This window comes from Rubripirellula tenax (assembly GCF_007860125.1).
GTDB lineage: Bacteria > Planctomycetota > Planctomycetia > Pirellulales > Pirellulaceae > Rubripirellula > Rubripirellula tenax.
This window is the reverse complement of sequence record NZ_SJPW01000005.1, coordinates 306,637-330,993: the sequence shown is the minus strand read 5'-3', so window position 1 is coordinate 330,993 and position 24,357 is coordinate 306,637. Positions and strand designations below refer to the sequence as shown.

Below are 24,357 nucleotides of genomic sequence, written 5' to 3'. Positions count from 1 at the left end.
GATTCATTTCTTTTGGCGCAGCATCAATGCGCCCGTTTGTGTAGATGGTTGAAATAGCGGTCATCGTTTGAACCGACTGCTAATGAAACAAAACCATTTTCAAACGAAAAAGAGAAACTCATGTATCGAATGATAATTGGCGCCTACGTTGCGCTCGCAGTGATTGCTTCGGCTTCTTCTGCCCTTTCAAGTGGCAACGCTGCCAAGACGTTTGCATCGACCACGGCGTCGTGTCCTTGCGGACAATGCGAAGCCGGTTGTGGTTGCTGTCTTGACGCGGATTGCACGTGCGATTCTTGTGCGTGCGACGCTTGCGGTTGCGATGCGGCGACTCGCTTTGTGATGACGACCGAGGCCTTGCCAAGCTGCTGTGCCAGCGGTGGAACGTGCCCTGTGTCGGCGGCGTCATCCGCCACCGAATTGGCATCGGTGACCACCGAAGCAGCCGACGCGGGTTGCCCATGTGGCGTCTGCGAAGAGGGCTGTGATTGCTGTGACGACGAAGTGTGCACCTGCGAAGGTTGCGTTTGTCCTGGATGCGATTCGTAGTCTGGACCGAATCGGTCAACGATAATTTTGCCGCCGGCTGTTCGAGTCATCGAACGGCCGGTTTTTTTTCGCCCATCCCCTAGCCATCGTGCGGCTCGATATGCACGTGGACATCGCGGACACGCGGCATTTCGATCAGCAAGTGGTCTTTGACCGCGTGGCCGATTCGGTGGCCTTCCGCGACCGTGATGTGGCTGTCGACTTCGACGTGGATTTCGATGAAGTACTCGAGGCCACTCTTGCGGACGCGAAGTTTCTCGACATCTCGAACACCGTCGACGTTCGAGCTGACGACGCGGACACGATCGACAAGTTCGTCGTTGGCTTGTTGGTCCATCAATTCGCGGGCCGTTGACGCGAAGATCCGGATCCCCGTGATGACCAACATGAGACACACGCACACCGCGGCCAATGGATCAACGTACGGTGCTAACCTTCCCGTGTAGGGAGCCGCCAGCAACGATACGCCAACAGCCGCCGATGCCCAAGCATCGCTGCGGTGATCCCACGCCGCGGCGCGCAGCGCGGACGAATCCAGTCGTTTGGAGACGCGGTTGGTGTAGCGATAGATGGCTTCTTTCACCACTGCCGAGACCGCAGCAACGATTCCCGCCAACATGCCGGGTACCTTCAAGTCGCCGCCGAAACGCTTGATCGTTTCGAGCGCGAACAGCCCGGCGCTGAACGCGACCAATAACGCGACACAGAGTCCCGCGATCGATTCGGCTTTCGTGTGGCCGTACGGATGGTCATCGTCGGCCTCGATCTGTGCCACGCTTAGCGCGCCGCGAACGGCGATCGCGCTGGCCACGTCACCGATCGAGTTGACGGCGTCGGCAATCAGCGCCGCTGACCCGGTCGCGATACCGCCAAACAATTTGATAACGACCAAAACGACGTTGACGCCGAGTCCCCATACGGCGGCCCGGCTGGCGTCAACGTATACACGCTGGCGAACGGCCAAAGATGCTTCGTCGCGAGAAGAGGTAGTCGGCAAAGCGTAGGCTCGCGGGAAAGAGAACGAATGGCCGCGAATTCTAACAGGGTAGACTGCATCGGTGCACCGCCGCGATTTTCCGTTGGCGGTTACCAATCGGTGGCCTAGGTTTTTATGTCGTCTGTCCATCGCACGGGTAAATCATGACCGCACAATCGTTACCATCCACCGATCTCGTTTCGTCGTCACGCAAATGCATCGGCAGGGGCTTTGGGAAAGGCGAAACACGATCGATTTTCTGGTTCGCCGCCACGACGCTGCTGGGTGCGTTTTTGGTGTTCCAGGTCCAGCCCGTCATTAGCAAGTGCGTCTTGCCGTGGTTCGGTGGCACGCCGGCGGTTTGGACGACGTGCATGTTGTTTTTTCAGATTCTGTTGTTCGGCGGCTATCTGTACGCGCACGTGCTGAGAACGTTTTTTCGTCCGGCCGTTCAAGGGTGCATTCATCTATGCCTGCTGTCGGCGGCCGCGTTGGTGCTTCCGATCGAGCCAGCGGACGCATGGAAACCGATCGGTACCGAATCGCCGACGATGCACTTGTTAGCGATGTTGGCGGCTCATGTCGGCCTGCCCTACTTTGTGTTGTCCAGTACCGGGCCACTGATCCAGGCATGGCTCAGCTACCAAGACAATTCCGATCGCGTGTATCGGTTGTACGCGCTGTCGAATGCTGGGTCTCTGGTCGCGCTGCTCAGCTATCCGTTCGCCGTCGAGCCGGTGCTGTCGGTTTCCAACCAATCGATGGTATGGTCGTTGATGTTCTGTGTGTTCGTATTGGTTCAGGGTGTCGTTGCGATCGGACTGTTCCGTGTTGGACGCGCCGACGCACAGCCCGTTCGCACCGCGGCACCCGAGTCGATCGGATGGCGACAACGATCGGTGTGGGTTGCGCTGCCAGCGCTGGCGTCGACAATGTTGTTGGTGGTGACCAACCACGTGTGCCAGGACGTGGCCGTGATCCCTTTCTTGTGGGTGCTGCCGCTGAGTCTGTACTTGGTCAGCTTTATCATTTGTTTTGATTCGCCCCAGTGGTACAAGCCGAAGCTGATTGCCGCGATGACGTTGATTTCGGTCTTCGGAATCCAAGCGAAAACGCTGTTGCCCGGTTCGGTACAGTTGATCGTCGAAGTCACGATGTACATGACCTTGTTACTGGGCGTTTGCCTGCTTTGTCACGGCGAAGTCGCTCGCGTGAAACCAAGTGCGCGGCTTTTGACCCAGTACTATGCGTTGCTTTCGGCCGGTGGCGCGATTGGCGGCATCATCGTCGCGATCGCTTGCCCGATGCTGTTGAGTACTTCGATCGAGTTGCCGTTCACGCTCTCGGTCGTGACGTCGATGGCGTTTTTGTTGTTCTTTGCTTGTCGCGGTTGGATGCGTACCGACTATGACTGGTCCGCGGCGTATCGGCTTCGCTTTGCCGCGGTGTTGTTGATGGTCGCGCCGATGGTCAGCATGATGATGGCGGACCAGGACGAGACAATTTCGTCAAAACGAAACTTTTTTGGGACGTTGCAAGTCCTGCGTGATGACGCGGGTGTGCGTTTGGTTCACGGCAGCACCATCCACGGGATGCAGCGTGGGGGCACCGCGTCGGCCGAGCCGACGACATACTACGGTCGCGAAAGCGGCATCGGCCGTGCGATCATGGCGATGCAGGGGGACCGGTCGCGATTAAAGATCGGCGTCGTCGGACTCGGGTGCGGCGTGCTGGCGACGTACGGGCGCGCATCGGACGAGTTCGACATGATCGAAATCAATCCGGCGGTGGTCGAGATCGCCAGAGAGAACTTTTCCTTTTTGTCGGACAGCCAAGCGATCAGCCGAGTCCATCTGGGCGACGGTCGATTGGTTTTGGAACGGATGACGGACCAGAAGTTTGACTTGCTGGTGCTGGATGCATTCAGCAGCGACGCGATTCCGGCCCACTTGCTGACCCGCGAAGCGATCGCGTTGTACCGGGATCGGTTGGCCGAAGGCGGCATTTTGGCGATTCACGTCTCCAACAATCACCTGGACCTGGTGCCATTGGTTCACCGTTTGGGCCGCGACGGAGGCTTAGAGACGCGAGTCGTACGCAGTCCGGGCGAGCCGTCGTTGTCGACCCAGCACGCCACTTGGATGCTAATGACGGAGATGCTAATGACCGAGATGCTAGCGACCGAGATGCTAGCGACCGAGACGCCGGAAAACGGCGGCAGCCACCCGATTTGGGGCCATGTATCGATGCAAGACGCACAACCGGCCACGGAAAAAGAGCTGGCTGAAGCGCCTTTGTGGACAGACCAACAGCACAATTTGGTCAGCGTTTTACGTTTGTGGTAATCGCCCGTTTTTGCACTTGCCGAGTGTTTCACGGCTTTGATACTGTGCCGTTGTCTTGGGAAATGGTTCTTTTGCGAGAATTGATTGATGCCGGGGCGGCCATGGTGACGATTCTTTGAATGTTTCCGCCCGCTTCGCGCTGAAAAGTCTCTTTTCGCTGACGGATTGCATCCTGGGACAAGGATAGCGGCGCTGACGACCGACGCGGAAACGGTCTAGACGGCAATCATGCCAGGATGGTTTGATTGTTACTGACCCGGTCGCCCTTTGCGCTTTCGCATCCATTTCGCACGTCCGGAAACGCGTCCACTTAGGTGGGCGATATCGTGTGGGTGGAAGTTCCAGTCCCAAACGGGAGCAATTCCAATATGCAGATTTACGGTCCTTTTCGAGTATCAACGACCCCCCAAACCTCTGGCGCCACTCGGCCTCAAGGGCCTCAAGCACCAGCGCCCGGGGCTCGCCCCACGGCAACGCCGGTCGATTCGTTGGACTTGTCGAGTACATCGAGCACCAGTGCCGCGGGGGGCGTCAATCGCCTCGGCGGGGCGTCCCAAGTCGCCGGCAACGGCGAAATTCGGATCGATCGTGTCGCTGATATTCGTCGTCAAATCGCCGACGGCAGCTACGACACGCCCGAGAAGATGGACGCAGCCCTCGATCGGTTGCTGGATCAACTCGCCTAGCCGCACGCCGGCAGACGCGAACGTGAATTCGGGGCTGGTTCCCGAAGGAAAGGGTAAACTTTCCCGGTCGCTGCTGTATGCTAAGGTGAAACTGTTCAGTGCCGCTATTGATTGATTCGCTGTGTCGACGTCGTCCGATTCCTTGCAACCGTTAAGCGTCTCTCTGTCGCCACAAGAGCGATTTGAGGAGTACTTGCAAACTCGCGGTCTGCGGCAGACGAGCCAGCGAAAGTTTTTGATCGATGCGGTATTCAGCGAGCATGACCATTTCGACGCCGACGAATTGATTGACCGGCTGCCGCGGCGGGGTCAAGAAAACTACGTCAGCTCGGCAACCGTTTACCGAACGCTTCGAGAGTTCGTCGACGCCGGGTTGCTAAAGAGTTTTCAGCTCGATGGTCGAACCGTCTACGAACTCGACTATGGGTATCCAGCCCATGACCACTTGTACTGCACCCGGTGCCGCAAGTTGATCGAGTTCCAAAGCGAATCGATCACACAGTTACGCGACGAGGTCGCCGCCGAGATGGGCTTTCGTGTCAGCGGTCACCGTTTGATCGTTCAGGGCGTCTGCAAAGATTGCGGCAAGGCGCGTCGCAAGAAACGCAAGCACGACTTGGTGTGATTCGAGGCACGAATCACTCGGGACGGATCTGTTTTAGGATCGCCTGGAACACCAATTCGTTGGCATCAAAATCGCGGCTTTCGGCCTGCATCTGGATGACGAACTTTCGATCGTCGATTCGAGCGATCATCAATCGAGAAGCGATCACCAGGTCGAGATAGTAGAAGCGAAAATCGACCGTTTGCTCGCCTGGCTTTGCGTCGGCGGTCTCGACCACTTCGCGTTCCACTTCTCCGTATTCTTTGGCGATCGAGGCTTCGACTTGCTCGATCAATTCGTCGTTGGACGAAACGTTACGAGCCCGTTCGAGGCTAAAGAAGCCGCCGGTGGGCAGGTCGAACGTGACGCCTTCGATACCTTCCTCGACGGGACGCTGGGCGATGACCCAATTGTCGGGGTAAAGGAACTTGATGCCGAGCGATTCGAAGGTGGAAGGCATGAGAGCAATGGGCTGCGGGAAGGGCAAATGGCTTGGATGGCGTGTATTTTAGCCGTTTCCTTGTTTTGATCGATGGGCCGAAGTCTATAGCCCGAGCGATATTGCTTTTTGTCGGCCCGTTGATCGAAAGGCCCGTCGTTGGTGAGTCACGGGTGGTGATCGTTACTTTCCAAGCGTGCGGCTTTGTCTTGCCGATGTCTGGCACATTTTGGTACGAACGACGATTCAGTTCCTCGTTTTCGGTAATCCGATGAAACCTCCCGCCATTCGATTCTGCTTCGTCTGTGTGGCGGTGGGGGTGATGACCCTTACTGGCTGCCGGGCGATCGGTCGATTTGGCGAGAGCCGGCAATCGATCGCCGCACGCAGCTTGTCGGGCAAGGGTTTCCAAGCGATCCACGAAGGTCGATGGGAACTTGCCGAGTCATTGTTCACCGATGCGTTGAGTGTTTCGAAGTCCGACGACCGTGCCCATTGGGGTTTGGCTGAGGCGTATTGGAAACGAGGTGAACGTGAACTGGCCATCAATCAAATGGAACAAGCGGTTCGCTTGTCCGCCGATGATCCCAAGTTCGTCGAACGACTCGGTCGCATGTATCTAGACCTGGGTCGCCGTGCGGAAGCCGACGCGAACAGCCTGATCGCGTTGCAGTCCAAGCGTGATTCGCCGGAAGCTTGGCGCCTTCGCGGCGATTGTCTTCATGCGACCGGTCGCGAAGAAGAAGCGTTGGCGGCTTACCACCGTGCTTTGGCGCTGCAACCGGATTACGCAGAAGTACAAATGCAAGCGGCCGAGATCTATATGGGACAGAAACGTTACGATCGGCTACTGGCAACGCTGGACCGATTGCAGGACGGCGTAGGCATTGACGGTGCGCCGGCCAAGGTGGATATGTTGCAAGGTATCGCAATGCGGCAATTGGGCCGTTCCGAAGAGGCACGCCGTTGCTTTGTCCGCGCCGCAGCGAAGAACCCCGACGATGCGGCGCCGCACCTCGAGATTGCGGCGATTGCCCTTGAAAGTGGCGAGATCGATATTGCGCGTCAATCGCTGGCTGCTGCCACCCAGCTTGGCCCAGCGTCGATCGACCAAGGCAACCGGATGTTGCAGCTTCAGGACGTCCAGCAGCGGATGGCCAGCGAACCGGGGCCGCAGATCGTTCCCGGAATTCAGTTTCGGTAGTGACGGCTGTCCGGTTTGCGCGGCCTAAAACTTAACAAAGTAAGCCAATATGGCGGCGCGTCATCCGATTGTGGCGTAGGGTTTTGGTGGAAATCACCGCACGGGCTGAATCCGACTCTCTTTTCATCGCGCCGAGCCAACCAATGTCGCTGTCGAATCATTTATCCAACGTTGATGTGTCTGCTGTCCCGTTCGCAGTTGGCGACTCGAGTTTCGTTGACCGTCGATCCATCAAGTCAGGCGTGTCCGCACGCAGCGAACGACGTCAGTTCGGCAGCTCGCATATGGGGCTGTCCGAGGACGGACGCGAACTCGCTCAAGCGATCGACCAATACAAACTTCAACACCATCGCCGCTATTTGACGTGTGACGAAATGTTGACCGTTCTGACTGCTCTGGGCTACGCCAAAACGGGTCAGTGATCCGATATCAACGGCAGGGTCATTTGATCAACGGTTGCAGCAATTGTCGTCGGGTCACGACGCATCGCACTTCACCCTGATCGTCGAACAGCACCGCCACATCGCTGGCGGCGTCATACAGCCTCAATAGGATTCCCAGGTGACGATCCGTTACTTTGCCGCGAATCACCGGTCCTAGTTCCAAGCTTGGTTCGCGAACGCACAGATCGGCATACCAAAGAAAGCCGATGATTCGCGTACCACGTTTGACCAACACGATCGGATGATTCCGCCGACGCGCCTGGCGTCTGGCTTCGTCGACATCGACTGGTGCCGACACAATGGCCAAACGATTCGCCGGCACACCGAACGAGACGGCGTTTTGGTTTCCGACTTCGAACAACCGCTGGGCAAGCGAGCGTTGGCCGGCGGCCAAGATTCCTGCTTCGTGGCCGTCACGAAGGATTTGGTCCAACTCGCCGCGTGCCATCGCTAGCCGCAAACGAAACGGCGTCTGGCCGGTGATGCGTTGCAGTCCGCGGCCCAGAAATCCCAGCAACAACGATACCGGCGAGAACAACACCGCAGCGCCTAGCAACAGCGGTCGCGTTGCCGTGATCATTCGATACGGCGCGTGATAGAACAAATACTTTGGAAGCAGTTCACCGAACACGAATACGATCGGCGTCATCAGCATTGGCCCGATCAGCTCGGCACTGGAACCAACGCCGAACCAAGACGCAACGGCCATCACGATCGCCAGCGACGTCAAATAGTTCGCCAAGTTGTTGCCAACCAACGCCGTTGCGACGAAAACCGCGGGATGATTCAGCAACCAAATGATCCCGCGTGCGGCCAATGAACCGCTCAATCCGTCCAGCACCAAACGCGTGCGCGACACGCGGTACATTCCGGTCTCGCTGCCGCTGAAGAACGCGCTCATGACCAAGCCGACCAGGAACAAAACGATCGCTAGGATCATGTCGTCACCTCGCCATTCTCGTCGGCCGTCCGAGCCTCGATCCACACGCCGTCATCGTCCTGTTCGACAACCAGCAACGTGAACCGTTCCATCGGCGCGGTATCGCCAAGCCGAGGGACACGTTCGTTGTGACGACCGATGAACCCCGCGATTGTCGTCACGCCTACACCGTCGACGTCGATGCCCAGCCGTTTCGTCAGCGATCGAACGCTGACCGATCCCCAGACGCGATAGCGTCCCGGTGCAATCTCTTGCACCGATGCTTCGCCCAAAAAGTCTTCTTCGTGTCGCGGAGCCAAAACACGGCGCAGGATGTCGTCGATCGAAACGGCGCCAATCAACTCGCCGAATTCATTGACGACTACCGCAACGCTGAGATCTTCTTCGTTAAGTTGGTCCAGTACCTGCGACACATATGCCGACCATGGCACATAGATCACCCGTTCGGCATGGTTGGCCAAATCATCCATTTGACTGGGCCGCAACATTCGCATGCCAATCGCTTTGACGATCATCTCTTCGTCGGGGTCCGTCACCATCATGTAATTGCTGTGCAGCGGTTGATCAACAATGGCACTGCGATCGGACAAGTCGTGACACAGCCAAAGGCGGCTGCGCGGTCGCATCAATTCGTCGACGCGAGTTTCGGCAATCTCAACCAACCCACGCAGCGCCATCCGTTCGCGTTGCAAGAGCGCGGCATCATCGGTACCCAGTTCGATGGCCCTTTCGATATCAGCCAGGTCGATATCGGGCTCGGGCTCGAACGTGGGCCAGATCAATCGGCTGGCCGCTTGGTTGGTCACGGCGACCAAGGGCAGGGCAGGGCTGACGATGCGGACGGCCAACGACAGCGGCGGTCCAACCAAAATCGATAGCCGAAGAGGTGCGAGGAGGGCTAGGCTCTTGGGCAGCATCTCGCTGAAAAAAATGATCGTCATCAGCGACGAGATCGTAAAGAGGATCGCCAGCGAATGGCCAGCCGCAGGATCATTCTCTAACTTGCCGCCGACGATCGCGGCGATTGCGAAGTAGGTCATGTTGATCAGCAGGTTCCAAAATAGGACTGCTGATAAAAGCCGTTCGGGGTCTTCCAGTAACTTGGCTGCGATCCGCCCGCCTATGCCAGCGCGGTCCAGGCCCTTGCGGCCACGTGGCGTCAGCGAAAACAGGGCGGCCTCGCTGCCGCTGAACAACGCGCTCAACAGAATCAGCACCGCCATGGCGATCAGCCAGGGCAATACATCCACCACCGCACTCAAGCTGGGTCTCCGGCGGCTCCGCGATCACGTTCCAGCGAAACGTCAAACTCGCTCAGCGCCGGAATCATCATCGCCGCCGTGGTGAAACAGTAGCCGACCAGCATCGCGAAAAAGACGTACAGGTGGTCCGTCTGCAGCAAAAATTGCGTGATCGCGTAGAACGTCACCAGTGGCAATCCGAACGACGCCATGAAGATCGCCGATGACGGATTGCGCCAGCCCAACGCCGCAAACAACGCCGCACCGCCACCCAAAATCATCACCAAAAACGGTGCCAACTGAAGCTGGAACGCGCCTCGGAAGCTGACCATGATTGTCATGCAAACGGCGATTCCCACGCACAGGAAAAACACCGTCCCCAGGCTTGCTAACGTCGCACTGCGGCCGGCGACGTAGTTGAGCCCCGAGTGAACGCCAAGCATCGCTACGAATAGGTAAAGGACGACCGACCCCAGCAGCACGTAAACGGTGTTTTCGATCGTCAACACGCCTTGGCTGGCCAGATACAGAACCAACACCATCGGCAATAGAATCATCTCTTTGGCGACGTACATCACGCCCAGCAGTTTGCCAAAAACGAATTCGGCCGGGCTCAGATCAGTCACCAACAACAAGTCGAGCGCCAATCCGTCACGTTCGCCGGTCACGGAAGTCACCGCAAGTGCGTTCACCAGCACCAAGCTGACCACACCCAAGGCCACCAACGGCAACGTCACTGACGGCAGAGCACGGCCAATGCGACCGCCCTGTTCCATGGCGACACCGCTTTGAACTTGCATATACAACACCGCCGCGATCAACAAAAACAGCAACACAAAGGCGACGCGGATGACCAACACTTTTCGCCCGTAGGCCCACGTGCGAACTTCACGCCACAGGATCGGGTTGTCCCAAACCGGCCGTGGCGCCCTGACCTTCCAACTGGTCGGCGAGGACGTTGCCAGGGCTTCCTCGGAGGACTCTGGTTCGGGTGCACGAAGACGCACCTCGCGGGACGGATTCCAAACACGGACCTTGATGACCCCGATGAGCAATACAATGGCGGCTAGAACCGATGTGACGACAACAAATCCCAGGACTCCCGCCGCTGTCGCTTGTGACAGGCTTGCCATCGGTGACGCGGCTGCTGCCAAAGCTCGCGGCGCACTGATCGCAAGCTTGGCAGGTTCGGGCAAACTTGGGACCAACTCAGCCACAATTTCACCCAAGCCGACACACATCAGCAGTCCCAAGACGGTTACGGCGATCGCTTGAAACGTCTTTTCTCGCCACATGCCGACGACCGTGCCGACGCATCCGGCAAAGAAAATTGATGCCGCGGTGACGGCATAGACGCCGATGACTTGGCGGGGCGAAACGCCGCCCAGAAGTGGCAGACAGAGGAATAGGGGCAAACTGCAAAGCAGCATCGAAAACGGAGACAGCAACGTCGCCGCCAGCTTACCCGCCACGACTTCGAATCCCGATAGACGAGTCAGCAGCAACAGAATCAAGGTCCGGCGATCCTTTTCCTGAGCCACGCTGCTGGCGGCGCCGACGGCCGCGATGCTGGACAGAACCAGCAGTTGAAGTGGCGCCAAAAGCGTAAACATCCACCCACCGAACCGTGCCGCGTCACCGCTGCTGGCAAGCGATCGAGACCCGTCTAGGACCAGATAACCCGTGCAAAGCAGCAGAAATAATGCTAGCACGTAAACGGCCCGAGACAGATAGGTTTTCGGTCGTTTGGGGACGACCATCGCCTCGCGGGAAAATATGGGGCCGAGCATGGAAAAACGTCAGAAAGAGCAGGGGGGTGGAAAAGCAAATCGGTGCAAGGGCAGTAGTGCTTCCGGCGCCGCCAATATTCGTCAAACAAACGTCCTCCAGAGTACCAAAGACGTCGCGCCGTGACATCCGAGTGAGGCGGGCAATCGTTACGACCGTGCGAACCGTTCCAGCCGTGCTCAACCGGTTCACGAAGATCATATTGACTCAAAGGAATTCTCTTGCACCCGTCCCTACGCGGCAAAGCGCACTAGGGTTTTTACAGTAACTCAGCGGACACGCGAAAAACCGTCGTCCAGTGATTTTTTTCGGTTTTGCACACACTCGATCGGTCGCACCATGCTTAGAGGCACGATCCAATCCTCCATTTTAGACTTCGTCGCCGAAGAAGACGGCGCCACCGCGGTCGAGTACGCCATCATGTTGGCGCTGATCATCGGTGTCTGTGCGGCTTCGGTCACATTCTTGGCTGACGCGACTCGCGAGAGCTTTGACGAGTCGGGACAGGCCATCGCCGGCGCGATCGGTAACTGAGTCGAACACCTTCCGGTTTAACGGCCATGATTCAACGACCAACCTTCCTTCGCCAGCAACTTCTGATCGATCACCACGTTCAAGGATCGCTGTTGCGACGGACGGCGCTCTACAGCGCCGCGTGCGCCGTCTATTTCATCGTCATCTTGATCTTCACCGAGTCGATGTCGCGTTCCGACACAACGCTTGTCGAAGCGATCGAACGCTGCATTGATGAAGCCATCTATTGGGCACCAGGATTGATCCTGTTGGCTCCGCTGGTGGCCTATGACATGCTGAAGCTGACCAACCGATTTGCCGGTCCGATGTTCCGTTTGCGACGAGAAATGCAGCGTTTGGCGAACGGCGAATGTGAGCGTCCGTTGACGTTTCGCGATGGTGACTACTGGACCGAATTCGCCGACGTGTTCAACCAACTTCGGGACGAGTTAGAAGAGCTGCGAGAGTTCAAAAAGTCCACCGAGTTGAAGAAGAGTTCCAAGAGTCACATCATCAAGCCAGCCGCGCTGTTTTCGACGGAAGACACCGAGGCGGACGAAACCGACGATTTCTTGGCTTCGATCGGCGGCTAGCGCCGATCTTCAGTCGGCCTTCGCGTCCGCATCTCACATCCCGCGTTCAAATCTAGTCGACGGGTTCGTCGTTCGGCATACTGTGTCTTTCCGACTCCATAGAGAGACATACAGTAATGATCATCGGATTGACCGGAGCATCAGGTTTTCTTGGGCGTTCCCTTTCCCGCACGTTGACTGCCCGGGGGCACACCGTCATCGATTGGCGGCCCGTTCGACTTGGTGACCATGACGGAACGGTCGACTTCGCGAAACGCTGTGAAGCGATCGTTCACACGGCGCTCGATCGTGGTGGGAAGTCATTCATGGCCGAACCTGCCGACCCGATCGGCTATTTTCAAACCAACGTGATGGGCTCGCTCGAGTTGATAGAAGCCGCCGCGCGCCATGATGTTCGGCGATTCGTGTTCGTGTCTTCGGGCGCCGTTCACGAAAGGGTCTCGCCTCATCTGGGCGCCGGCCAACCGCTCGACGAAACGAATCCTCTTTGGCCCGCATCCCTGTACGGTTCCTACAAGGCTTCGGTCGAAACATTGATCCATGCTTACGGCCACTCCGGACGACTCTCGTGTTGCACGATTCGCCCGACATCGATTTACGGAGTCGACGACCCTCTATCGAACTCGAAATGGTTTTCATTGATTCGAGACGTCGTCGACGGAAAATCCGTCGTGCCAACCGGCGGAAGCAAATCTGTGCACGTCGATGATGTCGCCGGGGCTGTTGCTTTGGTGATCGGAACAAACGGCGGGGTCGATGGGCAAACTTATAACTGTTGTGATCGAATGATCAGCGATCACGAAGTCGCAACGATCGCAAAAACGATGGTATCCAGTTCGTCGGTCATCGATGGGACACCCAAGGCCGCCAAGCACGCGATCGACACGTCGAAAATTCGAAAGCTGGGAATGGAGTTCGGCGGGATCAACCGGCTTGAGTCGACAATCGCCTCAATCGCGGCACAGATTCGCGAAATAGCAGGCTCGTAACAGACCGATCGAATCTTTCGCTTCCATCGTCCATAATGTCGCCTTAGAAGCCCGCGTTTCTCAAGCCCTCGGCGATGCTGCAGTGAAATTTCTCTTTCAATCCATCGCGGAAGGCAGTTGCCTGCTGAATCTTGAAGCCGGCAACATGGAGGACATTGTTGCCGCTTCGGTCGACTTTTTGATCCAAACCGGACGTTTGCCCGAAAACCAGCGTCAATTGGTTTCCAAAGGCATCATGCAACGCGAGGCCTCGGTTCCGACGGTGATCGGCCATGCTTGCGCCGTTCCCCACTTTTATGACGACGCGATCGCGACGCCAGCGATGGTGTTTGTTCGTTTGAAGACAGCGGTCAATTTGGGTGCCCCCGACGGAATTGCCACCCGATACGTTTTTCTGATGATCGGGTCCAAGGACCAAACCGTTCAACACCTCGACTCGCTGTCCTCCATCGCCCGTTTGATGTCGGACAATGTCTTCCACTTTGAAACGATTTATGCCAAGACCCAGCAAGACGTTCTGGACGCGATCGAACGCCACGTCAATCGAAACGTGCTGTCGGCGTCGCCAAAGCCCCGAGAAGTCTCGGCGGGTTTGAAGGCGGGCGGTTATCCGTTTGCCGGATTGATCGGCGATGTTCGTCGCCGACTGCCACACTATGTCGATGACTTCAAGTCAGGCCTAAAAACGAAATCGATCGCGTCGATCGTATTCATGTTCTTTGCCTGCTTGGCGCCGGCCGTCACCTTTGGCGGTTTCATGGGTCTGGAAACCGGCGGCTCTATCGGTGCGCCCGAGATGCTGATGTCGACAGCTTTTTGTGGCCTCGCATACGCGTTGTTCGCGGGGCAACCGCTGATCATCCTTGGTGGGATCGGGCCTTTGCTGATCTTCACCATCATCCTGTACCAACTCTGTGACGACATGGGTCACCAAGATCAGTTTCTTGGTGTGTATGGTTGGGTTGGCATTTGGACGGCCGCGATGACGATCGCGCTTGCGGTCTTCAACGCTAGCAATCTGATGCGATTCTTCACGCGGTTTACCGACGAGATTTTTTCGGCGTTGATGTCGTTGATCTTCATCTATAAAGCGGTCCAAGCGTTGATTGTGGAATTTCGTGCCGACGAAGCCGTCTCTCATGAAAAAGCGCTGCTGGCGTTGGTGTTGGCTGTGGGGACCTTCTATATCGCTATGACGTTGGCCCGGATCCGGACAAGCCGATATCTGCTGCCATGGATACGCGAATTTTTGGCCGACTTCGGTCCCTCGATCGCGTTGGTGGTCATGATCATTGTGGCGTGGTCATTAGGCGATTCCGACACGTTGGAAACGCTCAGTGTCAGCCGTGATGCGTCCGATGGTGGTGATCGCAGTCTGTTGGTCGATCTGGCGAGCGTGCCGATGTGGATCAAGTTTGCCGCGGCGGGGCCCGCTGCGCTCGCAACGGTTTTGGTATTTCTTTCCCAGAACATCACCGCGCGTTTGATCAACAGCCCCGAGAACAAATTGACCAAAGGTGACTCGTACCATCTCGACTTGGCGGTTGTTGGCGGCTTGATCGGCGTCTGCTCGTTGTTCGGTTGGCCGTGGATGGTTGCCGCGACGGTGCGGTCACTCGCACACGTCCGCGCCCTCGCCGTGGTCGAAGGAGTCGTCAACCGCGCCAAGCAAGCCGAAGTCATTCACGTTTTAGAAAACCGAGTCACCGGAGTAGCGATTCACTTGTTGATCGCAGGAACGTTGTTAGCGTTACCGCTTCTGCAGTACGTTCCCATGGCCGCGCTGTATGGGATCTTCCTTTTCATGGGATTCTCGTCCCTTCGCGGCATCCAGTTCATCGACCGTCTTGGATACCTGTTCATGGACTCGGCGCTATACCCGATCAATCACTACACGCGCCGGGTGCCGACGCGAACGATCAATCTGTTCACGTTGATCCAATTGGTTTGCTTGGTTGTCTTGTGCATCATCAACGTGACGCCATACGGTCCGATCCAAATCCTGTTTCCCGTCTTCATCGCGTTGTTGGTTCCCGTCCGCGCGATGCTGGATCGCTTTTTCAACTCGGACCACCTCGCGTTCCTGGACGCCGACGAAGCACCGGAAGAAGAAAGCACCCACTGGGTTTGATGTGCGAGAACGTCGTTTGGTGCTACTCGAGCCGCCGGACCTCGTGAGCTCGGCCAGCACGCGTTTCTTCGTTTGGCTTGCTGTTTCACGATCGTCTTGACGATGCTTCGCGGCCAATCGGTCTTGACCGATGCGGTCGACGTTGGCGACCTATGCCCTCATGACCTGCCGCGCACTTCGGTGCGGCAGCGGTTACGGCATTTTTCTTATGGTTTCCCTTCGTCCGTGGTTCTATCGCCTCGCCAAAGCCGCCTTTTGGGGTGGACTGGTGATGTTGCTCGCGCGGAACTGGATCGCGGTTGAGCTGGTCCAGCGAATTGGTTCTCGCATCGCCGAACATACGATCGAAGTGGAAAAGATTCATATCGGGTTTCACGCGATCACCGTCACGCGGCTTCGGATCGAAGACGAGCCCGATCTGGCGACGCCGTTGTTGGTGGTCGAGCGCGCCGAAGTCCGTTTGTCGATCGTCAACGGAATCCGCAATGGCGTGTGGGCGGAAAGTGTCATTGTTGAGGCCCCCGAAGTCGCGTTGCGTTTCGCAGACGACGGACAACTGGCGACGCGGTTACCCGCTTCGCAAAGCGAGGGCGGATCGACGGCCACGACGATCCCGGTTGGCCAGTTGTTGGTTCGAGATGCCAAGTTGACGGCGACTCAGGTCGGACGTTTGCCATTCGAAGTCGGTGACGTTTCGATGGAGGTTTTGGCCGATAACGAAGTCCAGGTCCGCGTCAACGTTCCCGATATTTTGGGTGCCCACGTGCTGTTGAGATCTATCGTGGATGCGAAAACGTTTGCGGGTCATACGCAATTGCGAGTCCCCGATTTTCACATCGATACGAACCACCTCGCAACGCTTTCGTTGGCACCCGACATGCTTGCCGGCGTCGGGATTTCTGCTGATGCCGCAGTGTCCGTTTCGATCCACCATCCGGCAAATGACTTCGATCTGGCTCATCATCGGGCGAGTGTGAACGCGTCGCTGCGAAACGTTGATTCAGATCGCGCCGGAACCTTAGTCGCTTCGATGCAATGCGCGGCCAAATTAGACGAAAGTCAGCTGGACATTACTTTGGATGGCAAAGCGATCGACGGACAGATCGGGTTTCTCGCGAACGTCGATCTGCAGTCGCCCGAAGTCACTACCAAGTGGTCAACGTTGGCGCAAAACCTTGACTTGCGTCGAGTGATCCAGCATTTCGATCCTTCGATGGATGCCGGCGCGATCGCAAATCTGACCGGAAATGGATCGGCACGCTTTGATGGAGTTTCTGTTTCTTTTGACGCGGTCGTTGATGCTTCGGCATCCGAAATGAATGCCCGCGTTGACCGATCCAGTTCAGGCCCCAGCGATGTTGTTAAGTGTGCGATCACAACGGCCAGTGTTCGCGTGGCCGGAAGTCTCCCCATTGCTGATCCGGAAAAGATCCAGGGAACTATCCACGGCCAATTCGACTGCCCCGAGTTTCTGCTGGCGCCGCTTGCTCGCTTCTCGACGCTGAATAGTGTCCAGCAACTTCGGGATCTCGACGGTAAGGTCGCGATCCACGGCGAGTTCGCGTCGCCGCTGGATATCAGCAAAATTGTCGAACGATGTGTTGCGTCCGGTCATGTCACGACCACCGACGTTCGCGCGGCCGGTCTTCGTTTGCAAGACGGTGATCTGTCACTCAAGGTGACTGACGGCATCGTTCACGCAACAACGGGTGAGCTTTTCGTTCTGGAGCCCCACAGCGGTGAGGTAGTCGCGCGAGGGTCAGCGATGGCGCAGACAACGATTACGACTTCGGACCTGATGAAGAGTCCACTCGTGACTCGCTTCGATGCCGAAGTCGTGTCCTTGCCGCGGGTGATGCGACTTGTCGGGCAAAACGATCGCGGGTTCGATGGCAGCGTCGCCGTGCACGCGTCATCCGAGGTGACGTGTGATCAAGTTGCGAACATCGCGGCTTGGACTGCCGATGCGTCCGTTTCGGGCAGCGGGATTCGAATCGCGGGCGAGAAACTGGATTCGTTTGTCGCCGTTGCGAAGTTGCGAGACGGTATCGTGGCGGTTCCCCCGACCGAGATTCACTACCGTAGCACCAAGTTCCACTATGTCGCGCAAGCGGATTTGCGTGAAGCGATTTCGGCGGGGCAGTTGCAGATTGACGGTGCATTCACGGTCGCACCGATCTCGATCGGCGAACTTGCCAAGGCGGCATCTCGCTTTTCGCGAACGCCGCTTCCCGCGACTGGTGATGCAAATGCGCGAGGTGATTTTCATCTGACGACGGCCCCGCTGGCGTTTCGCGCCGAGGGCATCGCCAACTTGAAAAACGCAACCTACGCGGGGCGTTCGATCGGTACTGCGAAACTCGATTGGATGTTTGACGAAACGGCTTTGCAGTTGACCAGCCGATCGGAGAACTTCTTCGGTGGCCGCTACGTCGCAACCGCGACCATGCGCGAACTGGATTGGTCGACGGCCGAAGTGGCGTCGACGTTCGAAGGCGTTCAAGCAGCGAAGATCGCGGCGATGCTTCCGGGCGATATGGCTTCGCCCAGCAAGATGCCCGTTGCCGGCACGATCTCGGGTGGTGCTCGATTCACGTCGCTTGCAGATTTGACGAAACTCAATGGCAGTGCATGGTTTCGAACGAATGCGTTCAGTGCGCACGACGTGCCCGTTGAAGTCCAACGCTGTGTGACGCACTTTAAAGACGGTCACGTCAGTGCAACTTGCAACGGTATGGCGGCCGAAGGAACGTTTCAAGGTGCTGCATCGACGACCATTTCCGATGTGATCGAATTCGCTTCCGAACGGGAACTTCGTCTGTCGCAGTTGCCGGTGCTGGCCGACTTCCAATTGAACCGCGTGTCGGCCGAGCGATTGATCATGGCCGCGGGCTTGAACCGCCGCGAAGTTCCCATTCAAGCGGCGGCGAATTTGACGCTTGTTCGTGACATCTCAACCCGAGATTCGGGAGCTATTTGCGACGTCGTCGCAAGCGTGGAAGACGTGCGATGGAAACAGTATCGACTGTCTCCGTTGTTGACCGCGAACCTGCGAGTCAAACCGGACCGAGTGGTGCTGAGAGAATTGAAGGGACAATTCGCCGATGGTCGTGTCACGGGACGCGCCGAGGTGCGATTGGGTTCTGCACTGGATGGTCATTTCGAGTTTGCGGCGACGCGGGTGAACCTGCGGCGAGCGACCGAAGCGTTGGCAGATTCATCGGCTCGGATCAGCGGTTCGGGTGATGTATCGATTCGCGGCCGACTGGGGCGAACGATTACCGGCGAAGCTCGGTTGGGGGCCAATCACATCACGGCGTCGGGAATCAGTGTTCCGCGAGTTCGAATGCCGCTGGAGTGGTCGTACACGCTTGATTCCAATTCGGCCCGATGGCGATGTCGCGGCGGTGTGATCGAAGCTGGCAATGGCGAAGTTCGGATCACGACCGATGGCAGCTACAACCGCAACCTGAATGTGAACTGTATCGCCGACATCTCGCGAGTCGACACGTCACGTTTGATGGTTGGAAAATCGGCCGGCGCCGGTATTGTCGACGGACGCGTGACGATCAAAGCCAACCGAGCAACATCGATCCAGAACGTTAGCGGCGACTTCGATTTCGAGTTGTCGCACGTGAAAGCATTGGAAGTACCAGTGCTTTCGAATCTGACCCAGATGATCAAGTTGCCCGATGTTACAGGATTCGGATCCGGACCAACCGTCGATGGTGGCGTGGTTCGCGGTCGACTTTCCGGTCCCGTGATTTATGTCGACGAAATTGCGCTCCAGCAAAGCAACGTTCAGGTACTGGTCGAAGGTCGGGCAACCATCGACGGTCGGCTGGACTTGAACGTGACGGCTAGCACGGGTTCGACGTCACCCACCGACGGATTGATGTCGATGCTCGATTCACCATTGATGTTGGCGGCGCCCGCACCGGTCGCGTTGCTGGCCAAAGCAAACGAAGCGATGAAGGATCGCGTCGTCAATGTGCACGTGGGCGGCACTGCCGCTCGCCCGATGATGAAAATCCAGCCCGCTAAGGCGCTGACCCAAGATGCCCTTCGGTTTTTCCTTTCCAGTACCGTCGGCGGACAAATTGCCGACGCATCCACAAGAAGCAACAATCAACAACAACGTTAGAACCAATGAAAATTCCCAAGGCATTCCACCGACATACACGCGTTGCCGCCAACTCGATCTCACACCTGCGAAATCGATCCGCGGGTATACTCGGATCGATTGGCATGACGATCATGTTGGGTTGGTGCGTGACGGGATGTCGGACCGCAGCATCGTTGGGGTTGCCCGTCGATTCTGGATCGAACTCGATGCTCTCGTCGGTTGCTGAAATGCGCCAGAAGGCCGGGCACCAGCCGATCCCGACCGAACTGGCGAAGGCGGCGTTGCCCGCCCATCGTGTCGAAGCCGGTGATGTGTTGGTAATCGAGCCGAACGATTTCAATTCACCGGTGCGTTTACAGTCGGACCAAACGGTCCAGCAAGACGGGACGATTGATCTGGGGGCTTACGGACGAGTTGCCGTCGCAGGCCGGTCGACGAGAGAGATCCAACAGGAAGTCGAGTCACTCGTCACGGGTGTCGAAATTGCAAAACGCGATTCGTTGATTGGATTGGCGTCGCATCGAACCGGTGGCACGAACCAACATGATCCCGCTCTTGATCCCCAGGTCGACTACGGAGTCAACGTTCGCCTGGTCAACCAAGACAGCACGCTGTACTACGTCATGGGGGAAGTCAACGCGCCGGGGTCGTATCCGATGGTAGGCAACGAGACGGTGCTGGATGCTATCATCGCGGCGGGTGGTCTTTCGGATCGTTCCAATGATCACAAAATCATTCTGGTCCGACCGAAGCAGGCAGGCGAACCGCGGATGATTTTGCCTGTCTGTTATCAACAAGTCCTTCAGCTTGGCGATGTCTCTACCAACTATCAACTGTTGCCCGGTGACCGAATCTACGTCCCCGCGATCAGCTTTGCCGAAGACGTTCGGCAATCGCTGCGCATCGGCGGCGAGAAAAGTTGTCCGTACTGTAAAGAATATTCCAAGCGATAACGCGCGAGCGTTCGTCCCGTTTCACCGAAAGCTATATTTGGGTAGCCGCGTCGGTTTCCGGCGTTTTGCGACCCAGTGCTGCACCAATCATGAAACCCACCAAGCTGCAGGCCGTTCCCGCCAATTCGTGAGGGATGGGTAGGCCGGCGGCTTCGAGCCAAGGTTCGAAGAAAATTTCCCAGCCGACCAACATGTGCAAACACCAGGGTGTGATGCCGAAGACGATTGCAAGGATCGCAGCCAGCGGCGGGAACCCTTTGAAGTGCATCCCGATCATGAAGGGAACAAACAGACTGACTAGCGGCATCGAGTAGGAACCTTGCACCAGTTCGTAAGCCCCTTCGCCTTTGAACGCTAGCCATGCCGAAGCGATCGTGACCACGACGATCGCGACGCGCTGCAACCACAGCAGTCCTTCTTGGGACGGCGGAATCGTTTGCGACCGGCGCCACACAGGTTCCACCAAGTTGTGGGCCATGACCGCAGCCGGTGCCATCACCGCGCTGACGATCGTTGACAAGACCGCCGAAACGATCGCCAAGAAGAACACCAACAACAGCATCGGGTTGAGCAGTTTCCCTGCGATCAACAAAACGACGCCGTCCATGTCGCCTTCCTGTTGCGGCAGCAGTAAATGCGCCGCCATGCCAGCACCCACCGGCAGGATGCCCATCAGTATGTAACCGGCGGACGCCCACAAGCAGGCTCGCGAGGCGACACGGTCGCTTTTGGCCGAGAAGATCCGCTGCATCAAGTCTTGCATCGGAAGGTTGCCAAGCGCGCCGATCGCCAACGCGCTGATCGCCGTCAGCGTGTCTCGCCAGAACGTCGGTGGGTCGGCGATCCGCCAACGCTCGGCCGGAATATCGTTTTGCATGGCTGTTAGGCCCGCCGAGATGCTGCCATCGCCCAGTTGCACCAAAATCGCATGGCCGAGCAAGATCAGGCCGAGCAAAATGAAACTCATTTGGATCGCATCCGTCCACGTGATCGTCCACATTCCGCCCAACAGCGTGTAGCCGGTTCCCAACGTCGCCACCGCCATGATGCCCCATTCCTTGGGCACGCCAAAGAATACGTCCAGCAATTGGGCCAGCGCCACAAACTGGGCCGCAACCCAACCAAAGTAGCTGGGCACGATGATCAGCGACGAAAGGACCTCGGCCGTTTTGCCGTAGCGGCGACCAAAGAAATCGGGAACCGTCAAGATACCCATCCGCCACATCGGGCCAGCCACAAACAGGCCCGCCAAAAACAAACATAGCGCGATCCCGATCGGATCAAGCATCGCTTTGCGTAGCCCTTCGTTGCCGACTTCGTCCGCCGTCGTCATCAACGACTCGGCGCCGAACCACGTCGCGATGATCGTGATGGTTGCCAACGACGTCGGTAGCCGGCGTCCGGCAAGGACAAAGTCTTCGACGTTCTTGACGCGCCGCTGGGCGATAAAACCGATGACGTACAAGACGACAAGGTAAATCACCAGGGCGCCGGCGAAGATGTTTTCCATCCCCGGTGGCAATGCGGATTCGGTTGGCATGAGCGTGCGAGGCTAGAGTGATCGGAGCAATTTCGCCGCGACAATTTAGCGGAATCTCGCCGTCTGCAGAGACCGGTATTTGGACTTCTAGACCAACTTTGTCAGATTCTCTTGGCGACGTTTGATTCGCCATCCCAGCATTCCGCATCCCATGGCTAGCATCAACCATGTCGAAGGTTCGGGAACCGACACAACCAATATGTTGTCTACGGCGACGTAGGCGGGGGTGTTGAGTCCGAACGCACCCTCGTCGGTCGATGTGAAGTCGATACCAATTCGGGTGGCGCCACCCAATCCGCTCAAGTCCACTCGCATCCAATCGTCGACGATCGAAAGCGTGCTGGTGGCATTCACAAAACTTGCGAGCTCGACCTCCACAAAGTTCGACCCGTTCGAGCCCGGCGACAGGTCAATGAATCGTGCCGTGAATTTCTCGTCCTGGTTGATGCTTCCAAAAGCGCGGGCACTCGAGTTCCCGGTCGTCAACACGTGAGTGGTCGTCCGGGTGTTGTTCACATAAAGAGAATCGAAGACCGAGTTTGCGGGTGCTTCCATGATCGACGCGATGTTGGCAAGCGGATCGTCGGGCCCCGAGTAGTCGCCGAACGCAACGACCCAGCGACTCGACGCGAAATTGCCAATGCCGTTCGCGCTGACCGTATCGTTGCCATTGAAGAACTCGGCAAAGCTGCCGCTCGACCACTGACTCAAGCCCCGCTGTGACAGTGCGAAGCCTTGAAACGATGCGAAGGCGTCGTTGAAGGTGTTGTTGAATGCGACGCCACCAGCGCTGAACGTGCTGCTGATGTCGTTGCCACCGAAGATCCCCGGCTGGATAGAAACATTATCCACAAAGGGGCCGACGTTGACGTTGTTGGCGTCGAACGCGATCGGCAGTGATTCAAAGTCGACGAGGGTTGCGGCACTTGCAGCCGCTGGTGAAACGCACGCCAGGGCGAGGAGTAGCTTAGAAACCGGATTGAGTCGTGTCTTCATGGTGTTCGTCAAAGTGGGGTTGAGTTCAAGTTAGGTTGTATTCAAGTTGTTTCAAAAATCACGTTCGTTACAGATCGCCTTGTTCCAATACTTCGTGGCCATTTCGCGTGATCATCGCACCAAGCAATTTGCGATCGAGCGATTCGTTCACGATGTGGACCGACCCATCGATGAACAGCGCCATCGCGCCGGCGGGATGAAGTGATCGAATTTCGTTGTCGAATATCCAGGCCGTTTCGTCGTTGATTCCGTGCGATTGGACAAAAATGTTGTTGCCGTTGATCCACTCGCCATGGGGGCCGATCACGTCCTCGCTGACCGCCATGGTATGACTGAGTCCATCGCCGCAATCGCGGAACGCCAAGCGTCGGTTGTAAAGAAACAAGCCGTCATCATTGGCCGGATCGACCAAGGTTTCGCCATACAGCCCGCCATAGTGCGTCGGACCACGAACGGAGTATTGAGGCGTGACGGTCGGGCAAAGGTAAATGGCTAGCTGTTTCGATGCTGCGTCGGCATTGTTTGCGTGATCGAAGGGGATACCGAAATCGATGGACTCGTGCAGTGGCTGTTGTTCGATGAACGGCAGCAGCAGCGCCGACCAGGCATAGTTCTTCGAACGCAGCGAACGACTCACCACTCGCGAATCAACGCAGCCAACCGGCAGTGCCCGGTGGGTGCCGTGGTAGGCGTGTATCGCAAGACCGATTTGCTTCAAGTGATTTCGGCAAGTCGTCTGCCGAGCCGCCTCTCTCGCGAATTGCACGGCCGGCAACAGCAATCCGACTAGAACGCCAACGATCGCAATCACCACCAACAACTCGACCAACGTAAACGCTTTTCGAGCTCGAATGACGGACGCGCAGGCATCCGCATTACGTCGTGTTGGGGAAGCGGTCATTGGATCGACTCGGTGTTTTCCAATACGTGCGCCGATTGGCGTCGCAACGGATTTTAACGAACGAACGCAAGCTCGAACGGAATTTCGGATTCCGCGCGTTGGCATCGTGTCAACTCAGCTCTCGACACGGACCTCACCCAAGAAGGTCACTTCGTGTCCGATAACGCGGTAGGTCTTCTGACTCCTGACGTTCCCACCCATTTCAGCCTTCTCGGGAGGGGGCTCTTTCGAGTCTCCCAATGGCAAACAGAATGAAGGGGTGGTGGGCCAACTGTTCAAATCGAACAACTCATCCACATCAGTTACAGCGGCCGGGCCGTCTCGGAATTTCACCGAAGTTCCCTGTGTACGCTCGATCGGAGCAATCCGCCGAGCGTCACCGTGCATCGTTGTCGCGAGT

20 protein-coding genes and 1 riboswitch are annotated in these 24,357 nt (G+C 57.3%); of the genes, 11 read left to right on the top strand and 9 right to left on the bottom strand.

The window, feature by feature from the left end:
- Positions 1-143: 143 nt before the first annotated feature.
- Positions 144-599 carry a hypothetical protein gene (locus Poly51_RS19610; RefSeq protein WP_146459480.1) on the bottom strand — a complete coding sequence of 152 codons (456 nt, stop codon included), beginning with the start codon at positions 597-599 and terminating at the stop codon, positions 144-146.
- A gap of 29 nt (positions 600-628) precedes the next feature.
- Positions 629-1,546, bottom strand: a complete 918-nt coding sequence (locus Poly51_RS19605) for a cation diffusion facilitator family transporter (RefSeq protein WP_186775683.1) — start codon at positions 1,544-1,546, stop codon at positions 629-631.
- A 143-nt stretch (positions 1,547-1,689) separates the two neighbouring features.
- Between Poly51_RS19605 and Poly51_RS19600 the strand changes: the two genes are divergently transcribed.
- The 3 genes from Poly51_RS19600 to Poly51_RS19590 all read left to right on the top strand — a co-directional run bounded on the left by Poly51_RS19600 (position 1,690) and on the right by Poly51_RS19590 (position 5,181).
- On the top strand, positions 1,690-3,870 hold the full coding sequence (locus Poly51_RS19600; protein WP_146459478.1) for a fused MFS/spermidine synthase: 2,181 nt from the start codon (positions 1,690-1,692) through the stop codon (positions 3,868-3,870).
- Positions 3,871-4,364: 494 nt separating this feature from the next.
- Positions 4,365-4,556: a flagellar biosynthesis anti-sigma factor FlgM gene (locus tag Poly51_RS31695; RefSeq protein WP_315853672.1), complete on the top strand. Its 192-nt coding sequence runs from the start codon at positions 4,365-4,367 to the stop codon at positions 4,554-4,556.
- 121 nt (positions 4,557-4,677) lie between these two features.
- Positions 4,678-5,181, top strand: a complete 504-nt coding sequence (locus tag Poly51_RS19590) for a Fur family transcriptional regulator (RefSeq protein WP_146459476.1) — start codon at positions 4,678-4,680, stop codon at positions 5,179-5,181.
- Between the two features lie 13 nt (positions 5,182-5,194).
- On the opposite strand, the gene Poly51_RS19585 is transcribed toward Poly51_RS19590, so the two are convergent.
- Positions 5,195-5,620, bottom strand: coding sequence for a hypothetical protein (locus tag Poly51_RS19585; RefSeq protein ID WP_146459475.1), 426 nt, complete (start codon positions 5,618-5,620; stop codon positions 5,195-5,197).
- 250 nt (positions 5,621-5,870) lie between these two features.
- On the opposite strand from Poly51_RS19585, the gene Poly51_RS19580 reads away from it, so the two are divergent.
- Positions 5,871-6,803, top strand: a complete 933-nt coding sequence (locus tag Poly51_RS19580; RefSeq protein ID WP_146459474.1) for a tetratricopeptide repeat protein — start codon at positions 5,871-5,873, stop codon at positions 6,801-6,803.
- Positions 6,804-6,946: 143 nt separating this feature from the next.
- Positions 6,947-7,225 carry a hypothetical protein gene (locus Poly51_RS19575; protein WP_246114621.1) on the top strand — a complete coding sequence of 93 codons (279 nt, stop codon included), beginning with the start codon at positions 6,947-6,949 and terminating at the stop codon, positions 7,223-7,225.
- A 19-nt stretch (positions 7,226-7,244) separates the two neighbouring features.
- Here the strand turns inward: Poly51_RS19575 and Poly51_RS19570 are convergent, their stop codons facing one another.
- Genes Poly51_RS19570 through Poly51_RS19560 form a run of 3 tightly spaced genes read right to left on the bottom strand, consistent with a single transcriptional unit; the run spans position 7,245 to position 11,217 of the window.
- Positions 7,245-8,186 carry a CNNM domain-containing protein gene (locus tag Poly51_RS19570; RefSeq protein WP_146459473.1) on the bottom strand — a complete coding sequence of 314 codons (942 nt, stop codon included), beginning with the start codon at positions 8,184-8,186 and terminating at the stop codon, positions 7,245-7,247.
- A complete protein-coding gene (locus tag Poly51_RS19565; protein ID WP_315853674.1) occupies positions 8,183-9,439 on the bottom strand; it encodes a CNNM domain-containing protein in 1,257 nt (418 codons plus the stop codon). Before Poly51_RS19565 ends, Poly51_RS19570 begins: the two co-directional genes overlap by 4 nt.
- 5 nt (positions 9,440-9,444) lie before the next feature.
- Positions 9,445-11,217, bottom strand: coding sequence for an ABC transporter permease (locus Poly51_RS19560; protein WP_146459472.1), 1,773 nt, complete (start codon positions 11,215-11,217; stop codon positions 9,445-9,447).
- 337 nt (positions 11,218-11,554) lie between these two features.
- Between Poly51_RS19560 and Poly51_RS19555 the strand changes: the two genes are divergently transcribed.
- The 6 genes from Poly51_RS19555 to Poly51_RS19530 all read left to right on the top strand — a co-directional run bounded on the left by Poly51_RS19555 (position 11,555) and on the right by Poly51_RS19530 (position 20,520).
- A complete protein-coding gene (locus Poly51_RS19555) occupies positions 11,555-11,749 on the top strand; it encodes a Flp family type IVb pilin (protein WP_146459471.1) in 195 nt (64 codons plus the stop codon).
- A 26-nt stretch (positions 11,750-11,775) separates the two neighbouring features.
- A complete protein-coding gene (locus tag Poly51_RS19550; protein ID WP_146459470.1) occupies positions 11,776-12,321 on the top strand; it encodes a hypothetical protein in 546 nt (181 codons plus the stop codon).
- 116 nt (positions 12,322-12,437) lie between these two features.
- Positions 12,438-13,310, top strand: coding sequence for an NAD-dependent epimerase/dehydratase family protein (locus tag Poly51_RS19545; RefSeq protein ID WP_146459469.1), 873 nt, complete (start codon positions 12,438-12,440; stop codon positions 13,308-13,310).
- Between the two features lie 82 nt (positions 13,311-13,392).
- Positions 13,393-15,441 (top strand): PTS sugar transporter subunit IIA, encoded by a 2,049-nt coding sequence (locus tag Poly51_RS19540; protein ID WP_146459468.1) that lies wholly within the window; start codon positions 13,393-13,395, stop codon positions 15,439-15,441.
- 160 nt (positions 15,442-15,601) lie between these two features.
- Positions 15,602-19,585 (top strand): AsmA-like C-terminal region-containing protein, encoded by a 3,984-nt coding sequence (locus Poly51_RS19535; protein WP_186775681.1) that lies wholly within the window; start codon positions 15,602-15,604, stop codon positions 19,583-19,585.
- Between the two features lie 5 nt (positions 19,586-19,590).
- Positions 19,591-20,520, top strand: coding sequence for a polysaccharide biosynthesis/export family protein (locus tag Poly51_RS19530; protein WP_146459466.1), 930 nt, complete (start codon positions 19,591-19,593; stop codon positions 20,518-20,520).
- A gap of 31 nt (positions 20,521-20,551) precedes the next feature.
- On the opposite strand, the gene Poly51_RS19525 is transcribed toward Poly51_RS19530, so the two are convergent.
- The 3 genes from Poly51_RS19525 to Poly51_RS19515 form a co-directional block, all read right to left on the bottom strand.
- A complete protein-coding gene (locus Poly51_RS19525; protein WP_146459465.1) occupies positions 20,552-22,060 on the bottom strand; it encodes a sodium:solute symporter family protein in 1,509 nt (502 codons plus the stop codon).
- 87 nt (positions 22,061-22,147) lie between these two features.
- A complete protein-coding gene (locus Poly51_RS19520; protein WP_146459464.1) occupies positions 22,148-23,056 on the bottom strand; it encodes a DUF4465 domain-containing protein in 909 nt (302 codons plus the stop codon).
- Positions 23,057-23,123: 67 nt separating this feature from the next.
- A complete protein-coding gene (locus Poly51_RS19515; RefSeq protein WP_146459463.1) occupies positions 23,124-23,957 on the bottom strand; it encodes a DUF1559 domain-containing protein in 834 nt (277 codons plus the stop codon).
- Positions 23,958-24,107: 150 nt separating this feature from the next.
- A riboswitch (cobalamin riboswitch) is annotated at positions 24,108-24,355 on the bottom strand.
- Positions 24,356-24,357: the final 2 nt, after the last annotated feature.